This window comes from Lysinibacillus sp. FSL K6-4013 (genome assembly GCF_038630435.1).
Taxonomy (GTDB): domain Bacteria; phylum Bacillota; class Bacilli; order Bacillales_A; family Planococcaceae; genus Lysinibacillus; species Lysinibacillus boronitolerans.
Genome location: NZ_CP152031.1, coordinates 1,847,139 through 1,870,570, shown reverse-complemented (window position 1 = coordinate 1,870,570; position 23,432 = coordinate 1,847,139). Strand labels below are relative to the sequence as shown.

22 protein-coding genes and 1 pseudogene are annotated in these 23,432 nt (G+C 40.8%); 4 read left to right on the top strand and 19 right to left on the bottom strand.

Translation table 11 applies throughout. The features are described 5' to 3' along the window. Positions 1 to 116: 116 nt before the first annotated feature. Complete coding sequence (gene murF, locus MHB39_RS08970; protein ID WP_342546346.1) at positions 117 to 1,511, bottom strand: UDP-N-acetylmuramoyl-tripeptide--D-alanyl-D-alanine ligase; 1,395 nt, start codon at positions 1,509 to 1,511, stop codon at positions 117 to 119. Between the two features lie 140 nt (positions 1,512 to 1,651). Here murF and MHB39_RS08965 point away from each other — a divergent pair, with 140 nt between their 5' ends. Next, the gene (locus MHB39_RS08965; RefSeq protein ID WP_342534372.1) at positions 1,652 to 2,863 is read left to right on the top strand and encodes an ATP-grasp domain-containing protein; all 1,212 of its coding nucleotides are present in this window, start codon (positions 1,652 to 1,654) and stop codon (positions 2,861 to 2,863) included. A 76-nt stretch (positions 2,864 to 2,939) separates the two neighbouring features. Here the strand turns inward: MHB39_RS08965 and MHB39_RS08960 are convergent, their stop codons facing one another. Both MHB39_RS08960 and MHB39_RS08955 read right to left on the bottom strand, forming a co-directional pair. Next, positions 2,940 to 5,132 carry a YheC/YheD family protein gene (locus MHB39_RS08960; protein ID WP_342546345.1) on the bottom strand — a complete coding sequence of 731 codons (2,193 nt, stop codon included), beginning with the start codon at positions 5,130 to 5,132 and terminating at the stop codon, positions 2,940 to 2,942. Between the two features lie 79 nt (positions 5,133 to 5,211). Continuing rightward, positions 5,212 to 5,643, bottom strand: coding sequence for a hypothetical protein (locus MHB39_RS08955; RefSeq protein WP_036081468.1), 432 nt, complete (start codon positions 5,641 to 5,643; stop codon positions 5,212 to 5,214). Between the two features lie 180 nt (positions 5,644 to 5,823). Here MHB39_RS08955 and MHB39_RS08950 point away from each other — a divergent pair. Further along, positions 5,824 to 7,181 (top strand): IS3 family transposase gene (locus MHB39_RS08950; protein WP_342546344.1). Its coding sequence is split into 2 segments (ribosomal slippage): positions 5,824 to 6,277 and positions 6,277 to 7,181, totalling 1,359 coding nucleotides; the frame shifts between segments, so codons are not numbered across the junction. Between the two features lie 57 nt (positions 7,182 to 7,238). Here MHB39_RS08950 and MHB39_RS08945 read toward each other — a convergent pair. The 9 genes and pseudogenes from MHB39_RS08945 to MHB39_RS08905 form a co-directional block, all read right to left on the bottom strand. Then, a pseudogene (locus MHB39_RS08945) lies at positions 7,239 to 7,889 on the bottom strand (HAD family hydrolase). 220 nt (positions 7,890 to 8,109) lie between these two features. Then, a complete protein-coding gene (locus MHB39_RS08940; RefSeq protein WP_259948760.1) occupies positions 8,110 to 8,454 on the bottom strand; it encodes a multidrug efflux SMR transporter in 345 nt (114 codons plus the stop codon). 13 nt (positions 8,455 to 8,467) lie between these two features. Continuing rightward, entirely contained in the window at positions 8,468 to 8,791 is a 324-nt protein-coding gene (locus tag MHB39_RS08935; RefSeq protein WP_048390263.1) for a multidrug efflux SMR transporter, read from the bottom strand. A gap of 25 nt (positions 8,792 to 8,816) precedes the next feature. After that, complete coding sequence (locus MHB39_RS08930; RefSeq protein ID WP_016992054.1) at positions 8,817 to 9,035, bottom strand: helix-turn-helix transcriptional regulator; 219 nt, start codon at positions 9,033 to 9,035, stop codon at positions 8,817 to 8,819. An 11-nt stretch (positions 9,036 to 9,046) separates the two neighbouring features. Then, positions 9,047 to 9,685 carry a DUF2975 domain-containing protein gene (locus tag MHB39_RS08925; RefSeq protein WP_258860108.1) on the bottom strand — a complete coding sequence of 213 codons (639 nt, stop codon included), beginning with the start codon at positions 9,683 to 9,685 and terminating at the stop codon, positions 9,047 to 9,049. A 118-nt stretch (positions 9,686 to 9,803) separates the two neighbouring features. Further along, complete coding sequence (gene opuFB, locus MHB39_RS08920) at positions 9,804 to 11,324, bottom strand: osmoprotectant update ABC transporter permease/substrate-binding subunit OpuFB (RefSeq protein ID WP_054550867.1); 1,521 nt, start codon at positions 11,322 to 11,324, stop codon at positions 9,804 to 9,806. Further along, the gene (locus tag MHB39_RS08915) at positions 11,314 to 12,270 is read right to left on the bottom strand and encodes an ABC transporter ATP-binding protein (protein WP_342546342.1); all 957 of its coding nucleotides are present in this window, start codon (positions 12,268 to 12,270) and stop codon (positions 11,314 to 11,316) included. The genes opuFB and MHB39_RS08915 overlap by 11 nt, the downstream gene beginning before the upstream one ends. A 92-nt stretch (positions 12,271 to 12,362) precedes the next feature. Then, a complete protein-coding gene (locus tag MHB39_RS08910; protein WP_342546341.1) occupies positions 12,363 to 14,159 on the bottom strand; it encodes a VWA-like domain-containing protein in 1,797 nt (598 codons plus the stop codon). A gap of 3 nt (positions 14,160 to 14,162) precedes the next feature. Next, positions 14,163 to 15,221, bottom strand: a complete 1,059-nt coding sequence (locus MHB39_RS08905) for a MoxR family ATPase (RefSeq protein WP_342546340.1) — start codon at positions 15,219 to 15,221, stop codon at positions 14,163 to 14,165. Positions 15,222 to 15,611: 390 nt separating this feature from the next. Here MHB39_RS08905 and MHB39_RS08900 point away from each other — a divergent pair, with 390 nt between their 5' ends. Continuing rightward, positions 15,612 to 16,370: a glucosaminidase domain-containing protein gene (locus MHB39_RS08900; protein ID WP_036081496.1), complete on the top strand. Its 759-nt coding sequence runs from the start codon at positions 15,612 to 15,614 to the stop codon at positions 16,368 to 16,370. Between the two features lie 46 nt (positions 16,371 to 16,416). Beyond that, positions 16,417 to 16,893 carry a hypothetical protein gene (locus MHB39_RS08895; RefSeq protein WP_342546338.1) on the top strand — a complete coding sequence of 159 codons (477 nt, stop codon included), beginning with the start codon at positions 16,417 to 16,419 and terminating at the stop codon, positions 16,891 to 16,893. Between the two features lie 16 nt (positions 16,894 to 16,909). Here MHB39_RS08895 and MHB39_RS08890 read toward each other — a convergent pair whose 3' ends face one another. Genes MHB39_RS08890 through MHB39_RS08860 form a run of 7 tightly spaced genes read right to left on the bottom strand, consistent with a single transcriptional unit; the run spans position 16,910 to position 23,370 of the window. Next, complete coding sequence (locus MHB39_RS08890) at positions 16,910 to 17,737, bottom strand: SH3 domain-containing C40 family peptidase (protein WP_342546336.1); 828 nt, start codon at positions 17,735 to 17,737, stop codon at positions 16,910 to 16,912. Further along, the gene (locus MHB39_RS08885; RefSeq protein WP_342546334.1) at positions 17,706 to 18,518 is read right to left on the bottom strand and encodes a serine hydrolase; all 813 of its coding nucleotides are present in this window, start codon (positions 18,516 to 18,518) and stop codon (positions 17,706 to 17,708) included. The genes MHB39_RS08890 and MHB39_RS08885 overlap by 32 nt, the downstream gene beginning before the upstream one ends. Positions 18,519 to 18,525: 7 nt before the next feature. After that, positions 18,526 to 19,449 (bottom strand): LD-carboxypeptidase, encoded by a 924-nt coding sequence (locus tag MHB39_RS08880; RefSeq protein ID WP_342546333.1) that lies wholly within the window; start codon positions 19,447 to 19,449, stop codon positions 18,526 to 18,528. Next, positions 19,446 to 20,393, bottom strand: a complete 948-nt coding sequence (locus MHB39_RS08875) for an ATP-binding cassette domain-containing protein (protein WP_342546331.1) — start codon at positions 20,391 to 20,393, stop codon at positions 19,446 to 19,448. The genes MHB39_RS08880 and MHB39_RS08875 overlap by 4 nt, the downstream gene beginning before the upstream one ends. Further along, on the bottom strand, positions 20,386 to 21,459 hold the full coding sequence (locus MHB39_RS08870) for an ABC transporter ATP-binding protein (RefSeq protein ID WP_342546329.1): 1,074 nt from the start codon (positions 21,457 to 21,459) through the stop codon (positions 20,386 to 20,388). Before MHB39_RS08870 ends, MHB39_RS08875 begins: the two co-directional genes overlap by 8 nt. Further along, positions 21,452 to 22,426, bottom strand: a complete 975-nt coding sequence (locus MHB39_RS08865) for an ABC transporter permease (protein ID WP_342546328.1) — start codon at positions 22,424 to 22,426, stop codon at positions 21,452 to 21,454. The genes MHB39_RS08870 and MHB39_RS08865 overlap by 8 nt, the downstream gene beginning before the upstream one ends. Beyond that, the gene (locus MHB39_RS08860; RefSeq protein ID WP_036081513.1) at positions 22,426 to 23,370 is read right to left on the bottom strand and encodes an ABC transporter permease; all 945 of its coding nucleotides are present in this window, start codon (positions 23,368 to 23,370) and stop codon (positions 22,426 to 22,428) included. The genes MHB39_RS08865 and MHB39_RS08860 overlap by 1 nt, the downstream gene beginning before the upstream one ends. Positions 23,371 to 23,432 lie beyond the last annotated feature (62 nt).

Genomic DNA, 23,432 nt, shown 5'->3' with positions numbered 1-23,432 from the left:
ATCTTGTAGATGACTTATTTTTTCTCTTGATCTAGCGTGCTGCCTTTTGATCAATTACTATACTTTATTAGCAAGCTCTTCTATGTGGCACAGTCAATATCCTATATGGAAAGAAGCTAATTTGCAGGTGGTGGAGGTTTTAGCTTTAGCTCCGTTGCTAGTGTAGAAACCTGTTTGCTATACATATCTCCCTTAATGAGAATGATGGTATTTTCATCGACAATCTTCTGCAATAACGGATAGACTAGCGTACTATTTTTAAATGTATAAACAGGTGCGCTAAATCCTAGCTTTACTGCATGATCAGCCATAATCCTTGCATGCTCCCCAATGGTAATCAGGACATCCACGCCAATACGTTGGATTAATTCACCCGCTTGTTCGTGAATAATATAGCCCCACGAACCTAAATCGGTAATCGTACCAATAACAGCAATCTTCTTCTTGCCGTCACCTAGCTCATTCAACACTTTTAAGGCTGCCTCTAAGGAAGTGGTTGTAATACTCCATGTATCATCCAATAACATGGAATGATTAATGCCCTCAAAGAGTTGCAGTTGTTTTTTCAATTGACGGAATGATTGGAGCTGTTTTGCTGCGACTGGAATAGGCACGCCCATATCGTGGACCGCTGCGATGGCAGCAAGAGCATTATAAACCTGATGCTCCCCAAACCCTGGTACAAGAATGTCATAGCTTTTTCTATCATGATGCAGGACAAATTTCATGCCTTTTTGATAGTAGTGGATATGGCTCGCTTGAAAATCACAGGAGTCATGCTTTCCCACCTTGATCAAACGCCCACGAAATCTCGTAACATCTAGTTTTTTCGTATTTACATCCTCTGCATTGATAATTAATGTACCTTTGGGATGAATGATATCTAGCATTTCTCCTTTTGCTTGAATATAGCCTTCTAATGTTTTGCAATAATTTAAATGATGGGCTCCGATATTCGTAATAATACCGATTGTCGGTTTAAAATATTTCCCCGCATTCGTGACATCTCCTGGTGAGCCAACTGCTGTTTCAAAAACGGCAGCCTCTGTTTCTTCCTCTATACCTAATAAATATTGCAAGGAAGCGGTTCTAGAATTACTGCTAAGTGTCGTCGCAGTCACTTTCCGATCAGCCGAAAGAATATGTTTAATCATCTCTTTTGTCGTTGTTTTACCTGATGTACCTGTGATGGCGACAATCGGAATATGAAACTGGCTGCGATAAAAATGAACAAATTTCCAGTAGGCCTCTTCTGCATTCCCTACCTGTATCATAATGACATGGTTGGGAATGTCAGTTGGTCGATAGGCTCTATCGGTCACTAGCACCAGAGGAGAAAGTGGCTCTAGACTTTTCCAATTGACAATACGTTTACTTGTAAAAAGGGCCGTATTGGACTTTTTCACTTGTTTTAATCGATAAGCCCCATGCTGAATCAGTGTATCCTCTGACCCGTGCACTAGATAGCCTGCCGTAATCATTGCTAAATTTTTCACCGAAAGAGGCTTCATATCTTTTCTCCCTCCTTTCTTTTCTAGTATATGTAACCTCTTAAAAGTTGCTTGGATGTAGACAAGATACATAACTAGAGGAAATCTATTTCATTGCATATATATAAAGGTGATTAAGTATCTAAGTACCAATAGAAGGAGTGATATACCTGAAAGCCATTGTATTTATCGGTACAAACAAATCTGGGTCTAGTCGTGAAGCAACAAGGGCAGCAGAAAAATTAGGCTACTTCACAGTACTTTTCACAAATAATGAAAAACAACTTCAGCAGCGCAGAGCCTACCCCGACATCCATAAAATGATACTCATTGATACTTTTGATATCGAGAGCATGAAAGATGAAATAGAGAAACTAGGAAAAACCGGAATAAATATTAAAAGTATCGTTAGTTTTGTTGATCCCTTTGTCCATGTTGCTTCAATGTTATGTGATGAATTTTGTCAGAACTACACATCCTCCAGCGCGATTGAAACCATGGAGGATAAAGAAAAAACAAGAAAGTTTTTACAAGACCAGCCATATTCGCCAAAGTTCTCGCTCATGAAACCTAACGAACCCATTGCAAAAAATTTGACCTTCCCATTAATCGTAAAATCTCCTAAATCAACAGGCTCAAAAGATGTTTTACTAGCAACGGATGCCGATCAGCTCCATAACCACCTCAAAGCACTACGCAGTAAAAATCCCTATGAAACCATCATGATTGAAGAATATCTAGATGGTCCTCAATATTTAGTGGAGGCGGTTGTCTATCAACGACAACCACATGTCATTGGTATTATTGAGCAGGAAATTACACAAGGAAAACGATTTATTATTACAGGCTATGGTGTACTAGTGAAAGCCCCTCAAAACATCCAATCAGGCATCGAGGAGGTACTTCATTCCATCGTCAAAGCCTTTGGTATTGAGAATGGGGCGCTCCATTTAGAGCTTCGATTAACCCAAAATGGTTGGAAACTCATCGAGATCAATCCTCGAATTTCAGGTGGCGCCATGAACAATATGCTACAAGCAGCTCTAGGTTTCAGTTTAGTAGAAGAAACACTGAAGATTTTGCTAGGAGAACAGCCTAATCTGCAACCAAGACACAAAAAATTTGTCTATACAAAATATGTCATTGTGGAAAGTAGAGGGATTTTAGAAAAGGTTATTGGCAGGGCAAGAGCGACAAAATCAACTGGCGTCGTAGAAGTGTATGTCAAACCAAGAAAAGGCACCCTCCTCACCCCACCTTTATCGATGGGTCACCGTTACGCCTATGTTATAGCAGAGGGAGCTACCTTGAAGGAAGCAAGAAATCACGCCATCAATGCAGCGAAGGAAATAAAATTCATTTTAAGAGTTTGAAAAAAATATCCCGAATAATTGCCGCTTGCCAGTGGACAGTTACTCGGGCTTTTTTATCTTCATAAGTCATAATGGATCATTCTTCTTTAAACGTTTGATCTAAAAATTTCACGGTTTCGAACATATTGGTTTTACTTGCACCCTTCACAAGAATGGTATCATGAGGCTTAATGAGCTTTTCAAGGAGGACATGCATTTGATCTTTATTAATAAAATGATGTACTCTGGATGGGTCCATGCCCTTCGCAATGGCTGCATTACTCATTTCATCTGTCCTAAAGCCATAGGTAATAAATTCATCGATGCCTATCTCATATACATACTCCCCAACCTTACGATATTCCTCTTCTCTCAAGACACCAAGTTCTCGCATTTGCCCAATTATGGCTACCTTGCGATTTGTCGCGATATTCTTCAGTACATCGAGCGCAGCACGAACCCCCTGCGGATGAGAGTGTACCGTATCATCAATAACCGTTATATCATCACGGCAATTATAAATCGTTAAGCGTCTTGGTGGTTTTTTAAAGTTGAGACCTGCCTGAATATCAAGCGGACTAAACCCTAAAAGATCAGCCACTGCCACTGCATTCAGTGCGTTGTAAACATGATGTTCTCCTAAAATAGGAATATACAAATCTATTTCTTGGCCATGCAGCTTCATTTTAAAAGACATGCCAACATCTTTATATTGCAAATCATATGCACGGTAATCCGCTTCCTTTTTAATCCCTACTGTGATGATTTTCCCTTTAAATTGCTGTGTCTCTAAGTATCTTGAATTGTCATCATCTTGATTGACAATGAGTAAGCCCTGTTGATCCATGCCATGAATCAATTCCGATTTTGCCTTGGCAACGCCCCTTACATCTCCATCAAAGTTCCCAACATGGGCTAAGCCTATATTCGTTACAATACTAATATTCGGCTGGATGATGCTGCAGTGATTGGTAATAATGCCTGGGTAAGCCATACCATACTCTAATACGACGGCCTGATGTGTATCATTGATTTCTTCCTTATGTTTTTTCGTATGCTCTGTCGTATTCCAATAATCCTTTGATTCAAATACATTCCACTTTTTCGATAAGATCGAACCAACAAATGCCTTTGTAGTAGTTTTCCCCGCACTTCCTGTAATCGCAATAATCGGCAGGGTCTTCTTTGCCTCCACCTGCTTACTTTTTTGTTGGTCAATTTTCTTTTTCAGCGGTTTTTGATTTTTGGCAAGGTACATCGCATAACGGATGGAATGGATGACCACATCTAATTCCAAGTAAAAGGCAGGAGGACAGCCTGGGCGCCAATTGACCTCATACATCCAAATTTTTTGATTTTGATCTAAGCCCACATCAATGCCAATTTCATCAATAACTTCCCCAAATTTCGCCATTTGAATTTCATCTAGATGATGTGCCAGCGCCAGTGAAAAATGCTCAAGCATTCGCCGAATATTATAGGCCTCATCCTTAAACTCCTGCTCCAAAAAAGGATCTAAATAATTGGTATAGCCACCATTATTAATATTCGGTATGATGGAGCCATTCGGTGCAATGCGTGGATACACCGTTGTCACTACCCATTTACCTTCTCCATTTTTTTGAACATGCAGGCGGAAATCATAGACCTGACCTGATTTTGTAACAGATTGAATATACGGCTGCATAATAAAGGTGCCAGACGCAAGTTGCTCCTTTATCAAGGAATCCAATTGTGGCTTTGTATAGGTTGTTGTGGTGCTATCCTTTTTCACCTCAAAATACTTGGCTCCCGCCTTTGTTATAAAATAAATGCCCTTCCCTTTTCGTCCATCAATTGGCTTAAACACAACTCGTTTATAATAATTAACGAACTTATGAAATAAATCGGCATCCTTTACAATTTCAGTGGGAATCAAATACTGTTCAAATTCCTTCGCTTCCTTTAATCGTTTCATCACATTCCATTTGTTCCCGATTGAATGAGTTGTAAATGGTATCTCCTCTTTTAAACGATCAATAATCTCCTTCGAGACAGATAATTTCTCAGGGCTTCCTGCATTATAGATAACATCAGGAAAGGGCATCGTTTTTTCCTGCCATTGCCCATTCTCATAGACCTTTGCTCGAATAGACCGTTTGGCAAAGTCCACACTTTTAGGTGTGAAGTAAAAAAACGTTGCGCCTTCAGCTTTCGCAACGGCTGCAAAGGCATAGGACTTGAGCACTGTTGTTGGATCAAGTCGATGATGCAGCATACCAATAATCGTCATAGCTAAACTTCCTTTCATTAGATTCTCTCTCTATTACATTCATTTTGTATCCCTTGCATATAGACAGATGCTCTAGCTTTAGTAGTTTAATATGGCCCTACCATTTCGGCTCTATGATAAATTTCCCCTTCAGCATGTCTGGCTTTAAGAGCTGAATGGCCGATATACCACTGAGTTCAATAGATTTCTTTGTACTTGTTTTTTCTAGCCTCACCACATCTGCAATCGAATTTGTATCGTTTCCTTCATAATCAAAAGCACGCAACAACGATACTGTGCCACGGCAACGCTCTCTATCAACAGCCTCAATGCGGAAAAACTCTGTCTCAAACTGTTTCACTGTATCCAATAAGCTTAAATGAGCACCACTATGTGTAATTAAAAAAAATGGAATCGTATCACTCCCGACAATTTTAATAAGTAGCTGACCAAAATATTTAGAATGAAAATTCATCATAATATCCTGAAGATCCTTTAAATCACTTAAAGCTTCACATAAAAAGTGATTTCTTTTCTTATCACTATTCAATTCGTAGCCCCCTCTCTTAGTTTGACTATACGATTTGATCCGTGTAAGTTGCCCTCTCGTTATCATATGTTGCGACAAAAAATATGGCGACTTCTTCCTAAAGAAACTAAAAAAACCTCCACCAATGTGAACTGCCCCGTAAAAGTTAGACACCAATCTAACTTTTACGGGGGTTTTTTTATGGCAAAAGTAAGTGCTGAACAACGTATTCAAGCAGTTCAACGATATTTAAATGGAAATGAAACTTTGATCGAAATTGCGAAAGATATCGGTGTGACAGCTCAGATCGTCAGTGAATGGGTTCGCCGTTATCAAAAAAATGGCGTAGAGACTTTCTTAAAGTCCTATACAAACTATTCAGCTGACTATAAAATGAATGTACTTAATTATATGAACGAGACAGGTACATCTTCGAGAGACACAGCTGCACTATTCAATATTTCATCTCCTGGCATGATTCGGAATTGGAAGTTGAAGTTTGAAGTTGGTGGTTATGATGCCCTTGTTTCTAAGAAAAAGGGGCATCCATCTATGAAAAAAGAGACAAAAAGAACAACGAAATCAACACCAGCTGAAGGATCTGTTGAGGCGTTAGAAGCACGAATTAAACAATTAGAAATGGAGAATGCGTACTTAAAAAAGTTGAATACTTTAGTTCAAATGCAAGAAAAATTACCAATCAAATCAAAGCGCAAGTAATTTATGAACTGAAGGAAATCTATGAAGTAGTGGAATTAATCAAAGTCGCTGATATTCCACGTAGTACGTATTATTACTGGGAAAAGCGTTTGAATCGTCATGATAAATACGCTGATGTGAAAGTCGCAATTCAGTCCATTTATCATGAACATAAGGGACGTTATGGTTATCGTCGTATCACCAAAGAACTAAAAAAATTCGGTATTCATCACGATCCAAAAACGATTAACTGCTTGATGAATGCCATTGGCATAAAGTGTGAAGTCCGCATGAAGAAATATCGTTCGTATAAAGGTAACGTCGGAAAAATTGCCCCAAACATATTACAACGCGATTTTACAGCGGAAAAAATGAACGAGAAATGGGTAACAGACGTGACAGAGTTCCATCTATTTGGTGAGAAACGCTATTTATCACCCGTCCTTGATCTATGTAATGGCGAAATCATTGCATACACGGTAATGAAGCGTCCAGTGTATAAACTAGTCCATAATATGTTAGAACAAGCATTGGAGCGCCTCGAATCAAGTGATCAAGTTATTCTTCATTCAGATCAAGGTTGGCATTATCAAATGAAAAAGTATCAACAAACATTAAAGCAACATAGAATTACGCAGAGTATGTCCCGTAAGGGTAATTGTTTGGACAACGCAGTCATCGAAAATTTCTTTGGCTTATTAAAATCTGAACTCCTGTATCTACAAGAATTTGAATCCATGGCACATTTTGAACAGGAACTCAACGACTATATTTACTACTACAATCACAAACGAATGAAGGCAAAATTAAAAGACCTAAGTCCGGTGGAATACCGAATTCAGGTCTTAGAAGTTGCTTAACTAAATATGTCTAACTTTTTTGGGTCAGATCAATGAGGGGGAGGCTTTTGCAAAAGCTTATGTTGCGAGGAGATCATGTATTGTATATTGTTCTAATGCAGAAACGGTATGGTGTTTTGTATTGAATGGTAATTGCTTGGTAATCTCGTTCGGAATAACCACTGTATAAAGTCCCGCTGCTACAGCGGCTTGTGCGCCATTCGGTGAATCCTCAATTGCCATGGCCTCATCAGCCTCTACTCCTAATTGTTCAAGCGCCTGCAAGTAAAGCTCTGGATCAGGCTTAACATTTGTCACCGTATCAGCGCTACAAAAGCAATCAAAGTAATGTCGGATACCCAGCCGATCCACATACATATCAATCCATTGCCGACTGGAGCTACTAGCAAGTCCAATCTTCAAACCCGCTTCCTTTGCCTGCTGCAGCAATGCTAAAATACCAGGTCTTAGCGTTTCCGTTTCCATCCATTGTGCATGACGTTGCTGAATGGATGTTTGAAAAGCCTCCACATCCAGTTGTATGTGATGATGTGTAACAAGATATGTATAGGGATTAAAGGTTTAAAGATTGGTCCCAAGGCACTTAGCATAGGTTGCTAACGATAATTCAACACCATATTGTGCATAGGCATCCTTAAAAACGTTATACCATGCTGTTTCCGTATCAATGATTGTACCGTCAAAATCAAAAATTAGAGCTTTTATCATCAAATTCCCCCATTCTATTGGTTTGCGCTGAACTAAGCCTAGGTTTTGGCAGACCTCTCCATCGATTTTCTAATCCTATCCATTACTTTCTCATCTCTATCCGCTTATCCTCATGCATCCAACTCTTTTGCAAAGCTATCCATCACTTTGCTAATCCTATCCATCAATTTAGACCCGCTATCCGCTACTTTCGCATTTCTATCCGCCTATCCTCACAGATCTAACCCTTTTCCACCACTTCTTTACCTTTATCCCCCTGATTCAACAAGATAACGCCTCCTATAATGAGGACAATACCGATCGCAGAATAAACAGTAAAAATATCGTGCCAAATGACAATGCCTACCAGAACGGTTAGAGCTGTGCCGACACCTGACCAGATAGCGTAGGCCAAGCTTAATGGCATGGTTTTTAAGCAGAGGGATAGGCTATAAAACGAAATACCATAGCCAATTGTTACCGCCAAGGATGGAACGAGGACAGTAAAGCCGTCTGAGAACTTCAGCATGGTTGTTGCAAAGACCTCGCTTATAATCGATAGTGTTAAAAATAAATAGCCTTTCATCCTGTTCAGCCTCCTAATGACCACCAGCAAGATTGAGTACCACAACACCCAAGATAATGCATAGAATCCCTAATACCTTCTTGCGATTAAATCGTTCCTTATAGAGGACAACTCCCACAATAGCGGTTAACGCTGTCCCTAAACCTGCCCAAATTGCATAGGCTGTGCCAATAGGAATCACTTTTAATGTTAAGGCTAAACAATAAAATGCCGTTCCATAGCCTACTACTACGCCAATTGATGGCCCAATTCGTGTGAAGCCCTCCGTACGCTTGAGCAAGGAACTGGCAAAAACCTCTGCTATGATAGCGAGCATTAAAAAACTAAAAGCCGTCATTCAAAAAATCCTTTCTGCTTTGCTTCTAGATGTCATCTTCTTCCTCTACATACTCCAATATGTCTCCTGGCTGGCAGCCCAAAGCTTTACAAATGGCATTTAATGTAGAAAAACGTACGGCTCTTACCTTGCCCGTTTTTAAATTAGAGAGATTGACAATCGAGACATCAACCTTCTCTGCAAGTTCACTCAGCTGCATTTTACGATCGGCTAGCATACGATCTAATCGAATAATTATGGTCATGTTTTCACTTCCTAAGCTGTTGCATCATATTCATCCTGAAGGAATGCACCGTATCGGAAAATACGTGCAAAGGTCCAAATCACCACACCACATAGTAAAAGAGTCCAATGAATGCCTGTAAAATGATAGCTAATCCCCTTAATCAAACCGGTCTCCACAAATCGGGACTCCATTTGGAATTGTTGCATGATTAGATAGACGGTATATGTACGAAATGCATTCACTGTCAAACTCAATACAATCACACAGTAGGCAATTCTCTCCATTTTTTTACTATTAGTGAGTGAAAATACAATACCTTTTGATAAATTACTTAAAATATTCCTTACTTGTACAATAATAAACAGTAAAATAGCTATGTATATTGTAGCAGTAAATAGGAAGGTCATGACATCTTTTTTTGAATAGTGAATGTCACTTGTCACATGGTCTGCCAGCTTCATTTCCAATCCTTCTAACTGAACGGCAGCGGTCACACTCCCCTTTGCTAATAAATGATTCACTTGTTGCTCTGATACCACCATTGCTCCCACCATAAAAATCGCGAGCATCGTCAAGGCAAAAATCATCATCACCATGATGATGGTAAAAGCGGTACGAAGCCCCTTAGTCATCCATCGAAATTCTTTACTTTGAATTGTTTGCCCCATTATCAACCTCTCCTTCCCTTCTCTCTATTATACATCTCTCTTTATCTCTATCAATAATTTTTTAATGTTTATCATTAATAAATTATTGATAAAAATAAACCCTCTAAAGCTAGAGGGTTTATTTTAGTAATCCTATCTTTACTAAATATTCTTTTGCTACTTCTGCTGCAAGCTTTCCTTCTACATTCACCTGATAATTCATTTCTCGCATTTCATCATCTGTAATGTGATCAGCTAGTTGATTTAACGCTTCTCCAATCTCTGGATAGTCAATCAGCGTTTCTTTCCTTAGTAAAGGCGCTCCCTGGTATGGTGGGAATAATGCTTGATCGTCCTCCAATACACGTAGCTTGTATTGACGAATTTCACTATCCGTTGAATAAGCATCTAGCAAATTAATATCACCTGATTGTATTGCCTGATAGCGAAGCTTTGGCTCCATCGTTGCAAGTGTCGTAAAGGCTATCCCATACCGTTTTTGTATGCCAACATAGCCATCCTCACGGTCATTAAATTCTAATGTAAAGCCTGCTTTCACCTTCTGCTCTATCGGTTTAAGATCAGAGATTTTTTGCAGTTGATAGCTCTCAGCCAGCTCCTCTGATACAGCGAGTGCATACGTATTGTTATAGTTCATGGGGCTTAGCATGACCATATCGAATTGCTCCTGCATCCCCTCTTTTGCCTGAAGATAGACGTCCTCTTGGTTATTATTAATGGCTTCTTCCTTTAAAAACTCCGAAATAGCGGTGCCTGTAAATTCAGGATAAATATCAATGCTGCCCGATTTCAATGCATTAAATACAAATGAAGTTTTACCAAGCCCTGGCTTTAATGTCACCGTTAAATCGGTCTCCTGCTCAATTAATAATTTATACATATTGATGAGAATCTCAGGCTCCGCACCAAGCTTTCCTGCAATGACAATTTCATCTTGCTGTTTACTGCTTAGGAGCGGGAAGAAAATCATTACCAGTGCCGCTAAACTAATGAGACTCAACGTCGTTATTGTTTTTTTAAAGGACAGAGATTCTAACTTTTTAAGCGCCACATCAAAAATCAGGGCTAAAATAGCAGCGGGAATGGCTCCTATAAGAATGAGTGCCGTGTTATTTCGGTCAATCCCAAGTAATATAATATCTCCTAAGCCTCCTGCACCAATTAAAGCGGCTAATGTTGCTGTCCCCACAATCAGCACCATTGCTGTCCGAATACCAGCCATCATAACAGGCATAGCAAGTGGTAGCTCAACCTTTACTAAACGCTTTGATCGATTCATTCCCATAGCTAATGCCGCTTCTTTCAGTGATGGGTCAACCTCATTGATGCCCGTGTAGGTGTTTCGTAGAATAGGCAACAGCGCATAGACGACTAACGCAATAATTGCGGGAACTTTCCCAATACCGAATAAAGGGATTAATAAGCCGAGCAACGCTAAGGAAGGAATCGTTTGCAGCACAGCACTGATTCCAATAATACTCTCGGCTATTTTCTTTTTATTGGTTAAATAGATACCTAGGGGAATAGCGATGAGGACAGCAAAAAATAGCGCAATAAAAGAGATTTGGATATGCTCTAGTAATGCAGCCAGCAGCTGTGCCTTCCGTTCCTGAAATACATCTACCACATTAGCCACCATGTACATGCCCTCTTTTCTTAGAATCCGCTGCTAAATAACGAAGCGTGGAAGCTCTTGTCACCATGCCAATGAGCTTGCCATTCTCTTCGACACCTAACACGTCATGCTCGGCTAATTTTTCAAGAATCGTCGGAAATGGGGCATCAACAGGAATGGTATGCCCAAAGTCGTTTGTCACTGTGATTGGCTGTAACACATCATGGATCGTAAACAATTGATCTGTCTGCTTACCTCCAATAAACTGTTGGACAAAATCATTTACAGGATTTTGTAGTAATTGCTGTGGAGTGCCTATCTGAACAATTTCGCCATCTTTCATAATACAGAGACGATCTCCTAATTTCAGTGCTTCCTGCATATCATGTGATACAAATACAATGGTTTTCTGGATGGTACGCTGCATCTCTAGTAGATCATCCTGTAGTTTGGTGCGACTAATAGGGTCTAGCGCACTAAAGGGCTCATCCATTAAAATAATTTCTGGGTCAGCTGCCAAGGCACGAACAACGCCAACCCTTTGCTGTTCGCCTCCTGACAGCTCCTTTGGCTTACGCTGACGATATTTCGCTGGCTCCAGACCCACCAACGCTAATAGTTCGTCTACACGCTGATGGATTTTCGTTTTACTCCATTTCTTCAGTTCTGGTACAACCGCAATATTTTCCTCTATTGTCATATGCGGAAATAGGGCGATTTGCTGTAGTACATAGCCAATACTCCAACGCAGCTCATGGATATTATAATCGCTAATTCTTTTATCATTGATCCAGATGGTGCCTGCTGTTAAGGGGATTAATCGATTAATCATCTTCAACAAAGTAGTTTTGCCGCATCCACTAGGGCCAATAATAACAAAGAATTCACCCTTTTTAATTTCTACATTTAGCGCTTTGACAGCTATTTGGTTGTTATCATATTGTTTTGAGACATTGTCAAATGTAATCATCGGTCATCTCCTTTAAAATGTGCTCATGAAATGCGTTCACTTTTTATATTTCACCAACAAAAATCATTTCAAACATTTGTAGATAGCTGCAACTATTTCATTCTAAATATCTCGCCTTTGGGCACAAACGGTAGCTTGGCCCCCTGTGGTAGTACGAAGGCATGCTGTCTTTTAATGGCTAAACGATCACATTGTCCATCTGTAATAATCAGAATAGGACCATCCTTTGGAAAATCCTGTGCGGCTTCAAGTAGCTGGATACCAGGCTGTAACACTGTGCCTCCTCTACCTCTTACCTTCACTTTCGTTAATAGTTCTTCAGGGGCTAGATAGCCCGCGTCATAGGCAACAGCATCACAAAATATAACGCGAACAAAGGGGACATCTCTAGCGATGCTATAGCTCGCTATTGTGCCGAGTGCTTTTCCTAGTAAGAGACGGTCCATGGAGCCTGATGTATCAATAAGGACTGCGAAAGTACGTCCATCTTCCTCACCGCTTTGATGAATCCATCTTGGTCTAGCTATATCAGGTGTCGATGCTTGCCTTCTACTTGGGCGGGTATACGTTCTAACTTTCTCTATCGGTTGAAACATCCGATCAAACCATTCGGCTAATGCCACATCCCAGGCAATAGGAGGCTGTGCTAGGCTACGAATTTCCTCAATGAGCCCTTGTGGCAAATAGCCTCTCTCTTGGGTTATATGATAGCTTAACCCTTGACTCAATGCCCTTCTATAAAAAGCATCTAAATCCACGCCAACCTTGCCTTCCCAAAAATCTGGCGGATTCGTTTCGATCATATCTCCGATGCCCTGCCCTCGAAAGGTTCTTAATTTGCGATACATCCTAATATCTGTAACTATACGATCATAAATAGATTCGGCTGAAAGTCCTTTTAATGCTGGATCATATAGCCCGCCAAATGCTGGCATCTCGCCGATTTGCATATCGATGAGCCAGCCATTGATAACATAATCACAAGCAACATTCCACAAGTAGGGATCACGTCCTTGTCTGCGGGTAGCATGGCTTAACCCCGCATGCAGCAATTCGTGTGCCATTAAAAAGCGCATTTCCTCATCGGTCATTCCCATAGCGGTATTCAAATAAATCTCCTTCGTTTCCACTGCAATGGCTGCGACTGAGATATCCATTCTTGTGCAAATAAGTGGGTCTTCAATGATCGTAAAATCTGCTGCCAAAGCACCGAATAAGGGATAGGAGCTCATAAACCATGCCTTTGCGCGTTGTGCTTGTGTTACCCTCGTTGTGCCTCCAAATGTATTTTCTACCCCTCCCGCTACGCGAATGGCACTTTGCACGGCTTTCGCTAAACCTTCTGCAAATAATGTAGCGAAATTACTATTCCCTCGATATAGATAGCCTGTTTGATTTTGTGAAATAACAAAGTCCACTTGACCTGGCATTGTACTATAGCCTTTCAAATCATCTGGTACACCTTCGCGTAAAAATCGTTCATATAATTTTTCCTCAGAGCTAATGGCCTCAAAAAGGGGATTATTCATTTCCTTTGGTGCTTGACCAAATTTTAGCTCTGCTAAAAATTTTGTTATATAGCAGTCACAGGCAATATTCCACAGCTCCTGCTGCTCTTTTGGTTGATGATGATGTAGGCCAAGGTGTAGCAAGCAATGCGCAATCACATAAGCCCATTCATTTGGCTGACCTTTTTTATCCTGATTCACATAAATAACACCTGTGCTTGTAACGTAAGCCCAATCCTTTTGTGGCATACTTTCGTATTGCATGTAAACAGCATGACACAACGCCTCAAACAGGGGATGTGTACAGACAATGTCATGCCCACGTGCGATGGCTTTCTCATTTTTATGCTCCTGCTGTAATGCTTTCTTTTTTTTGGCCATAAGCTACCCTTCCTTTTTGGCTACTAAACGTGGTAAATCACGGATAACCTCCAGCATAAACCAGGCAGGCAATGCTTCACCCTTTTGCTCTGACACAACCATCTGTGCGATTTCTAAGCTGATGGATGATAGGTCCTTGATCAAGTCTTTGGCTCGAAAGGCTAATTGCCGTTGATTTCCCTTCAATATCGTATGCTCGTTCGGAAGCTCCTTCAGTAACTGAGCACGGAAGGATTGTGCCAGGAAATAAAGCAAATCTCTTTCATCAGGTTGATCGGGCCAACGTAATTCTCCTTGAATAATTTTAGCAAGATCGTATTTACTTTGTACTTGCTTGATAAAGGCTTTAAATTGACTGGCAGTATGCGCGGATAGGCAGCTACTTGCTAATAGATCGATTGTTTGTTCTTGTAAGCTGCTGCCATATGCATACAAACAATCACTTAACATATGCCATGAACGAGGCGTGGAGAAGGGTTCTTCTGTTTTCGGTGGTTCGCTCCATAAATGATCGGGACGCATTTGAATATACTCAATCACATATGGATGTATTTCATGTGCATAGGCCCATTCAAGCCAATCTTTATGTGATGCCCTCAGCTGAACATGAACCATCCGATTGATTAATGCGGAGGACATCGGCTTAACAATCGCATTATCCTGAGCCCGATTGCCTGCACCAATAACAATCGTGCCCTCTGGCAATGTAAACTCTCCAATTCTGCGTTCATGAATAAGACTATAAAACGCTTTTTGTACTTCCTGTGAGCAAGCATTTAATTCATCTAAAAAAAGGCAATAAGGTTCATCGCGTGCAATTATTTTGGGTGGACAAAAAACACTGTAGCCATCCTTTATCTGCGGAACACCAATAATATCCTCAGGTGCTAGCTGACTGCCCAATAACGACACACAGGGTAGCCCTAATTCACTGGCGAAATTTTCAACAATCGCTGATTTCCCAATGCCAGGTGCTCCCCAAATAAAGACTGGTCTTATTGTCGCTACATTCAGTAGAAAATCATATAGCTGTTTTTGAGTCACATTATAAATCGTATTCAATCAAAACGCCCTTTCAACTAATTGTTTTAAAGGTTTATAATACCATTTTCTATGAAATTATTCTTGTCTCTACCATTCTATGAAATTGACTGCCAATTACTAGCTGTGAGAAGATAATAAAAACTGTAATAGACAATTTCACAACATTTCCAGCAGACTCTTGGTGGGCAAAGTTTTACAAGGATTTTAGTGAATAAGGGGATTTTGAGAGATTCAATTTATGTCTCAGAATTTTAAGATAGATTTAGGAACTAACTTAAGGCAGGAGACGTTCTATTAATAATGAAGTCTATTCAACTATACATCTCTTTCACTCTCTGTAATAATGAGAGATAGCTAAACTTTTAATAGAAGGGAGGGAGATGTGGTCACGACCAACATCCAGCTACAATGAAATACGTGCTAAACTTTTTTAAAGGACTTATGATTGCCGTTGTTGTTATTTGTATTTCGTTTTATATGGTGACACAGTTATTTAATACGACTGAAAGAGAAGAGTCTGTGGTTATTGATGATCGTCCAAGTGTGGAAGAGTTTATCGGTGAGATTGCAGAGACCGCACGAGATCTTGGTGCTGACAATGACTTATATGCATCCGTGATGATTGCTCAGGCGATTCTAGAAAGTGAGCATGGGCAAAGTGGACTTGGCTCTGCCCCTAATTATAATCTTTTTGGAATGAAAGGCAGCTACCAAAATAATTCCGTCACACTCGAAACCACAGAGGATGATGGGTCAGGCAACCTTTCTACCATCATGGCTGACTTCCGCAAATACCCTTCCTATGAAGCATCCATGCAGGATTATGTAAAATTAATGCGTAATGGCGTGTCATGGAATAAAGATTTTTACGCAGGCGTTTTCAAAAGCAACACAACTACCTATACAGATGCGACCAAGTTTTTAACAGGCTCCTATGCAACTGATTCGGCTTACAATGAAAAATTAAATACATTGATCGCAAAATATGACCTTCAGCAATATGATAGCCCTGTAAAAGATAAGAAAACCATCACGGTGGCTGATGGAGATTCACTTTTGAAGATTGCCGAAGCCTATAATGTGAAAGTGACATCACTTAAGCAATGGAATCAGCTTCGAACAGAACGACTTGAAGCAGGTCAGCAACTTAATATTTATCATTATTAACACAAAAACGTCCATGACTCATCAAGGAGTATGGACGTTTTTTCTCATGAAACTAATTCGTTTGTCAAAACGTCTTAGTGAAAAATACGGAAAGGATAGGAACACAGTGAAGCGTACACAATTGCTCAGTCTTTTCGCCGTTAACCTTGTGCTATTGCCATTGATTCAGCTTAGCTATCACCTATATTTCACAACAAAAATAGCTGAGGGTTCCTTTTATCTTATTATTTTCCCCACTCTTATTATTTTATCGAACCTTTTACTATGTTGTAGTCGGCAAAGAGTAGCCGCTTCTATCCATTGGACCTTTGTCTATGTCGGACAAGGCACCTCTATCGCCTGTTATTTTGTGTGGCATTATGGGCAATTAAAGCCCTATCCAGATATGCCGCCAGGTGAAGCAGTGTTTGATTTATGCATGAGTACATTTTTAATTGGGCTATGGCAGTTCATCGTGTTAGTACTGATCCATCTCAGTACGTTTATCATCCTCAAAATGGGACTGACCTTCAAAAAAGCTTAATAGCATCAAAGCTTAACTAGTCCTGCTGCGAGTTATATAAAGTACCTACTGCTAGTATGGTTGTGGCTAAATCCTGTCGATAGAGGGGATGTTTGGCATCTAGACTATTAATGGTTACTTCATTACCACCTAACGATGAATGGACATACAAATCATCACCCATGTATAGAGCAATATGACCTGGAAAATAGATTAAATCACCCTTCTGCATTTGGTCTTGCTCTATGTTAATGATAGGGAAGCCCTCTACTATTCGGGCATCACGATAAATATAGACACCGTTTAACAGATAAGCCATTGAACATAAACCAGAGCAATCAATACCTAGTGGCGATTTGCCACCCCAGCGATAAGGGGCCGTTAAATAGCTGAGTGCTGTGTCCACCACGTTTTCTCGGAACTGCTGCTCCGGTAATGAATATGCTGTTATTTTAGGCTGTAGCCATTTTGTTCGAACATACCCTATTTGTCCTGACACTAGCTGTACAGCTGACCATTCTTCAGGTACTGCTTCGTCTGACATGACACGAATGGAAGAGCCTCTTACAAGCGTTAGCAGCTTTGTACTTTGAATACGTGGTTGCTGCAAAACATCTGCAAAGCTTTGACAGACTACATACTGTGCATCTTGTTGCCATGTAGCTGCAAGTGCTTCCTCTTGCAGTAAGTCTGCCTTCTGACAATAGCCCTCGTAACGATAGACCGTTCGAATAGAAACCCAAGCGTCATTGACATCACTGATAATCTCTACGGTCATCCCATAAAGCACTTCATCAACTATTTCAGAAGCTTTATCTGGCATGGCATGCAAGCTAGCAATCATGGCTGTAACGATAGCCTTCATCCTTCTCCCCCCTTCGCTTCACCAGCTGGTCATAGACAACTTTTGATAGATGACCAATGAGTTGGCGTGCCTGATCATTTTCCGTTACATTTGTTATAAAAACACCCATACTATAATCGACTGCATGCGTGTAAAATATCCCCACATCATGATCGACGGTAGCCAGTCCGCCTGTTTTATGTGCCAGCCTCACATCATCTACTAGATAGCGCTTTAGGGAGTCATGTACACGCTGACGGCTTAAAATATCAATGACTAGTTTATTGTAAGAAGGCGATAAAAGCTCTTGCTGATAGATTCGCGTATAAAGATGTGCCATATCCCTTGCTGATGTGCGATTATCTATGCCCTTTGCTAGCCGCTCCACATCCATCATTTTTCGCTGTAGCAGTGTGTCCTGTAAACCAATATGCTGAAAATAGTCATTCAAATATTCCATGCCAACTACATCAATTAGGACGTTCGTAGCTGTATTATCGCTTGTAATAATCATCCACACTAGCAGCTCATAGAAAGTGCTTTGTGTAAGTCTTTGTTCACTAATTACACTAAAATCCACCCAATCAGCTGGTGAAATCGTAAGCGTTGAATCAAGTGATAATTTGTTTTTCTCTATATGTGAGAGCAGGGCTAGCAGAATCGGCACTTTGATTAAACTTGCACTTGAAAATGAAGCCTCTAGCTGATGACCGATGAGCAACTGATTCGTTGTTAGATTTTTAATAAACAAATGTACGTTGTAGGGCGATTCTTGAATAAGTGTAGTAATCCTCTGCTCCATAGACCACCTACCCATTTACATGGATACGCTGATTGTCCGCATCCATCTTGATGGTTCTTCCTAAAGGAAGCGACATTGTTGGTAAACAATGACCACATGCCAAATCCGCAATTATAGGCTTCCCTAAAGGCACTAGAATTTCTTGAAAAATAGTTTGTAATGATAAGCTGTGTGCGGGATTTTCAGGTTCGCAATTTGTCCAAGCGCCCAATAAAATGCCTGCCACGTCATCTAGCTTTCCTGCCAGTTTTAATTGTGTCAGCATACGATCCACCCGTTGCTCCGTTTCATCGATATCTTCTAAAAACAGAATTTTACCTCGTGTATCAATTTCATAGGGTGTGCCAAGTGAAGCTGTCACTAATGTTAAATTGCCACCGATAAGTTGACCTGAAGCACTCCCAGCCACCAGTGTGGACATGGGCTGGTGAGAAGGATTTTTTAAGTAGTACGCCTTTCTTTCATTCTCCATAATCAGCTGAATGAACGACTGCCATGTATAGTCATCCATCTCCTGCCTAATAAATTCTGTGGATGGCATCGGTGTATGATAGGTTACAAAGCCACATAGCTGATTAAACGCTATATGTAAAGCGGTCACATCACTATAGCCAGCAAATACTTTTGGATTGGCACTTATCAAGTCAAAGTCTAATTGAGCTAAAATTTTCGTCGCACCATAGCCCCCACGTATACAAAAAACACCATCAATCATCGGATCACCAAACATACGATGAACATCTGCTACCCGTAAATCATCTGTGCCTGCTAAATAGCCATGTCTTGCGTGACAGGTCTCCCCAACGACCACATTGAGCCCGAGCTTTTCGATACTAGCAATAGCAGGCTGCAGCTTTTCGGGTGGCGTTGCTCCAGAAGCACTAATAAGACCAATTGTGTCACCCTTTTTCAATGCCTTTGGACAAATCATATCTTTTCCTCCCTTTTCAGTGAAGTACGATAATGGGCAAGTTCCTCTTCATTGGCTAAAATGAAATGACCTTCCTCTATCTCAACAAATGAGGGGGGATTTTCATCATAACGGTGCTGTGACGGATCATACACTTCTACAACTTTGTCCCGCTCCTTATAGGGATTCGGCTCTGGTACTGCTGATAACAAAGCCCTTGTATAAGGATGCAGCGGATGAGCAAAAAGCTTTTCTGTTTCCGCTAGCTCCACAATCTTCCCCTTATAAATGACTGCCGTACGATCCGTAATAAAACGGACAATCGATAAGTCATGGGCAATAAATAAATACGTTAAATGATTTCGCTGTTGAAGGCTTGCTAATAAATTCAAAACCTGTGCTCGAATGGATACGTCCAAGGCAGATATAGGCTCATCTGCAATAATAAATTCAGGCTCCATCACTAACGCACGAGCAATGCCGATACGTTGGCGTTGACCTCCTGAAAACTCATGCGGAAAGCGGCTTGAGAACTCTGGAAGTAGCCCAACGTTCAATAACGCATCGCGCACCTTTTGTTGCCGATCTGCCTCATCTTTAAATTTTTTCGAAGGGTATAAGCCCTCTGAGACAATATAATCTACTTTTGCTCGTTCATTCAGAGATGCCATAGGGTCCTGGAATATCATTTGGATTTTTTGCGTAATTTCTCTATCCCAATCTTTCGAGATTTTCCCCTGAATACTTTTGCCATGGTACAAAATTTGCCCCTCTGTCACCTCATTGATGCGCATAATCGCCCGACCTATCGTTGTCTTCCCTGAGCCTGATTCACCTACAATGCCAAATGTTTCGCCTTTAAAAATTTGAAAGCTGACATCATCAATGGCCGTAAACTTATTTTTCCCTTTACCAAACACAACTTTCAAATTTTTCACCTCTACTAGAACCTCTTTATCAGTCATTCGCATACTGCCTCCCCTCGGCAAAGAATGCTTGTAAGGCTGCTGGAGGCTCTACCTTTGGTGCAAGTGGATCTAATAACCATGTGCGTGCATAGTGGGTATCACTGACCTGAAAAAAGGGTGGTCGCTCGATAAAGTCAATTTTTAATGCGTATGGATTGCGTGGAGCAAAGGCATCACCCTTTACTTCCTGAAAAAGATTCGGGGGTGTGCCCTTGATGGAATACAATTGTTCCCCCTTTGAGCCAAGCTGTGGTAAGGAAGAAATAAGCGCCCATGTATAAGGATGCTTACTATGAAAGAAAATTTCATGTGTTTCCCCAACCTCGATGACATCGCCAGCATACATCACGGCAATACGGTCAGCCACCTTTGCGACTACGCCTAAATCATGCGTAATATAGACAATTGTTAAGCCGTATTTGTGCTGAAGACTTTTTAAGAGCTGTAAAATTTGTGCCTGAATGGTTACATCCAAAGCTGTCGTGGGCTCATCACATATTAAAATATTCGGCTTACAGGCAATCGCAATCGCAATAACAATACGTTGACGCATCCCTCCTGAAAATTCATGCGGATATTGCTTATAGCGCTTCTGCACATCGGTAATGCCGACATCTGTTAACAGTTTTAATGTTTCCGCATAGGCTTCCTTGCCTCTTAAGCCTTGATGCATAACCACACATTCTTCAATTTGCTTTCCAATGGTTTTGAGCGGGTTTAACGATGTCATCGGATCCTGTGTCACCATCGCTATTTCCTTGCCCCGAATACCTAGCCATTCTTGCTCTGTTGTGAACTTGCCTAAATCCTGTGCATTGTAAATAATTTGTCCCTGCTTAATGCTGCCATTTTTATCGAGCAAGCCCATAATGGATTTCATCAGCACGGATTTACCAGATCCTGATTCGCCCACAATAGCTAAGCTCTCTCCCTTGTAAAGGTCGAGTGAAATATCGCGGATCGCTGTTAAAATTCGACCACGTAGCGTAAACTGAATCACTAAATTTCGGATGACTAATATGCGTGATTTTTTCAATGTCACTAGCTTCCTCTCCTTATACATGGTTTTTCGGATCTGCTGCATCTGCAAAGGAATTACCAATAATATAAAATGCGATCGTAATAACACTTAGCACAATACTCGGGAAAATAAGCTGATAGCGTAGGTCAGGTGACATCATGAGGACACGTCCTTCATTGATTAAATTGCCTAAGGAAGGCTCGCTGATGGGTAGCCCTAAGCCGATATACGTTAAAAAGACTTCTGCCCCAATTGCAAAGGGGATCGCTAGGCTCATGCGTAGCATAATGACAGAAATTAAATAGGGTAATAGATTTTTTAGAATAATACGATAATCAGGTGTGCCTAAGCACTTTGAGGCTAGATTGTATTCGCGGTCACGCAAAATAACAATTTGATTGCGGATAAACCTCGCCATTTCCACCCACCCCGTAATACACATGGCAATAATAATGGTTGAAATACTTGGCCGTAAGATATAGGACATTAAAATGAGCACAATGGTTGTGGGAATATTATCGACGACGTTATAAAGCTGTGTAATAGGCGCTTCTAATTTCCGCGAAAAGCCCCATAGCGTGCCAATGGTTATGCCCACCACTGCCTCCACTAAGGCGACAACACAGCCAATAAAGAGAGAAGTTCTCGTCCCTGCCCAAATACGAGACCATAAATCCTGACCAATCGAATTCGTGCCAAACCAAAATTCTGCATTAGGTGCAATATTACGTGCCTGCATCCCTGTTTGTTCATCCAAGTAAATTTCAATTGGTGATTTTTGCGCTGGTAAATAGGGTTGTAAAATAGTAAAGCCTACAATGATGATCACCCCAACTAATAAAAAAACAGCCAGTCGATTTTTCAAAAAGGATTGCCATGTAGAACGCCAATAAGAATAATTTGAATAGCCCGTTTCCTCTGCCTGCCTTGCGTCCACTTCAGCAAATTCAAACAAGGTTTCACGGGATTTATTTGAAATATTATTGATTTCATCTGTATACATCCCCATTAACGCACACCCCCTCCCTTGCCTAATTTAATACGAGGGTCGACAAGTGCCATGGCAATATCCCCTAAAATAAGTCCAATGATACCAAGGGAAGAAAACACTAACACTAGGCCCTGCACAATCGTATTATCCTGTCGCTGAATAGCATCCACAAGCAAGCCCCCCATCCCTGGAATGGAATACAACGACTCTATATAGATCGAGCCTGTAATCGTAAACAGAATCGTTGCAGGTAAATATTGTGCCATAGGAATAAAGGCATTACGTAATACATGCTTGAACATCAATGTCCGCTCCCTTACGCCCTTCGCCCTTGCTAGCTTAATATAGTCCTTGTTCAGTTCATCGACCATATAGCGTCGCATCCACATCGCGTAGGAGGCAGTTGGAGCCAATGCCATTGACGTAAGTGGAAGAATCCAAGTAATCGGCCTGTATTCATCAAACAGCATCGGTAATTGAAAGAGTTCTGTAATATACATTTGAATGACTAAGTAATAAACGGCTGCAGGGACTGCAACAACAAATACGATATAGCCTGTCCCAAGTCGATCCAGCCAACGTCCCTTACGATAGGCCATCATTATTCCTAGCGGCACACCAATCAGTAGTGATAACGCGACTGCTCCTAAACCAAAAAGCAAAGAATACGTGATTTTATCTGCAATAATCGTCACTACTGGGACATCGGTACGATAGGTCACAGATTTCCCCAAATCCCCCTGCAGTAAATTCTTGTAAAAATTCCCTAGCTGGACAAGGATTGGGTCGCGCAAGCCGAGACTTGTTAAGTAAATTTCCTGCTGAGCAGGTGACATTTTATCGGCTGCCGCTCCTAAATAGCCTTCCTCTGGCATTAGCCGTAATAATGAAAAGACAATGGTGATGATAATAAAAAGGGTTAAAACGGATTGTAAGAGTCGTTTTCCTATATACTGCAACATCACGCCATCCTCCTTTGTCAAAAAGACGAAAGGAGATGCCGACTACTCTTTTCGGTATCTCC

What these genes read in the sequence shown, in the direction of transcription:
- murF (WP_342546346.1), bottom strand. Translation starts at nt 1,511, where the DNA reads ATGAAGCCTCTTTCGGTGAAAAATTTAGCAATGATTACGGCAGGCTAT.
- MHB39_RS08925 (WP_258860108.1), bottom strand. Translation starts at nt 9,685, where the DNA reads ATGGGGCAAACAATTCAAAGTAAAGAATTTCGATGGATGACTAAGGGG.
- MHB39_RS08895 (WP_342546338.1), top strand. Translation starts at nt 16,417, where the DNA reads ATGAAACTAATTCGTTTGTCAAAACGTCTTAGTGAAAAATACGGAAAG.
- MHB39_RS08880 (WP_342546333.1), bottom strand. Translation starts at nt 19,449, where the DNA reads ATGATTTGTCCAAAGGCATTGAAAAAGGGTGACACAATTGGTCTTATT.
- MHB39_RS08930 (WP_016992054.1), bottom strand. Translation starts at nt 9,035, where the DNA reads ATGACCATAATTATTCGATTAGATCGTATGCTAGCCGATCGTAAAATG.
- MHB39_RS08865 (WP_342546328.1), bottom strand. Translation starts at nt 22,426, where the DNA reads ATGGGGATGTATACAGATGAAATCAATAATATTTCAAATAAATCCCGT.
- MHB39_RS08910 (WP_342546341.1), bottom strand. Translation starts at nt 14,159, where the DNA reads ATGGCCAAAAAAAAGAAAGCATTACAGCAGGAGCATAAAAATGAGAAA.
- opuFB (WP_054550867.1), bottom strand. Translation starts at nt 11,324, where the DNA reads ATGGTGGCTAATGTGGTAGATGTATTTCAGGAACGGAAGGCACAGCTG.
- MHB39_RS08960 (WP_342546345.1), bottom strand. Translation starts at nt 5,132, where the DNA reads ATGAAAGGAAGTTTAGCTATGACGATTATTGGTATGCTGCATCATCGA.
- MHB39_RS08885 (WP_342546334.1), bottom strand. Translation starts at nt 18,518, where the DNA reads ATGGAGCAGAGGATTACTACACTTATTCAAGAATCGCCCTACAACGTA.
- MHB39_RS08860 (WP_036081513.1), bottom strand. Translation starts at nt 23,370, where the DNA reads ATGTTGCAGTATATAGGAAAACGACTCTTACAATCCGTTTTAACCCTT.
- MHB39_RS08935 (WP_048390263.1), bottom strand. Translation starts at nt 8,791, where the DNA reads ATGACGGCTTTTAGTTTTTTAATGCTCGCTATCATAGCAGAGGTTTTT.
- MHB39_RS08900 (WP_036081496.1), top strand. Translation starts at nt 15,612, where the DNA reads ATGAAATACGTGCTAAACTTTTTTAAAGGACTTATGATTGCCGTTGTT.
- MHB39_RS08940 (WP_259948760.1), bottom strand. Translation starts at nt 8,454, where the DNA reads ATGAAAGGCTATTTATTTTTAACACTATCGATTATAAGCGAGGTCTTT.
- MHB39_RS08890 (WP_342546336.1), bottom strand. Translation starts at nt 17,737, where the DNA reads ATGAAGGCTATCGTTACAGCCATGATTGCTAGCTTGCATGCCATGCCA.
- MHB39_RS08915 (WP_342546342.1), bottom strand. Translation starts at nt 12,270, where the DNA reads ATGATTACATTTGACAATGTCTCAAAACAATATGATAACAACCAAATA.
- MHB39_RS08870 (WP_342546329.1), bottom strand. Translation starts at nt 21,459, where the DNA reads ATGTATAAGGAGAGGAAGCTAGTGACATTGAAAAAATCACGCATATTA.
- MHB39_RS08875 (WP_342546331.1), bottom strand. Translation starts at nt 20,393, where the DNA reads ATGACTGATAAAGAGGTTCTAGTAGAGGTGAAAAATTTGAAAGTTGTG.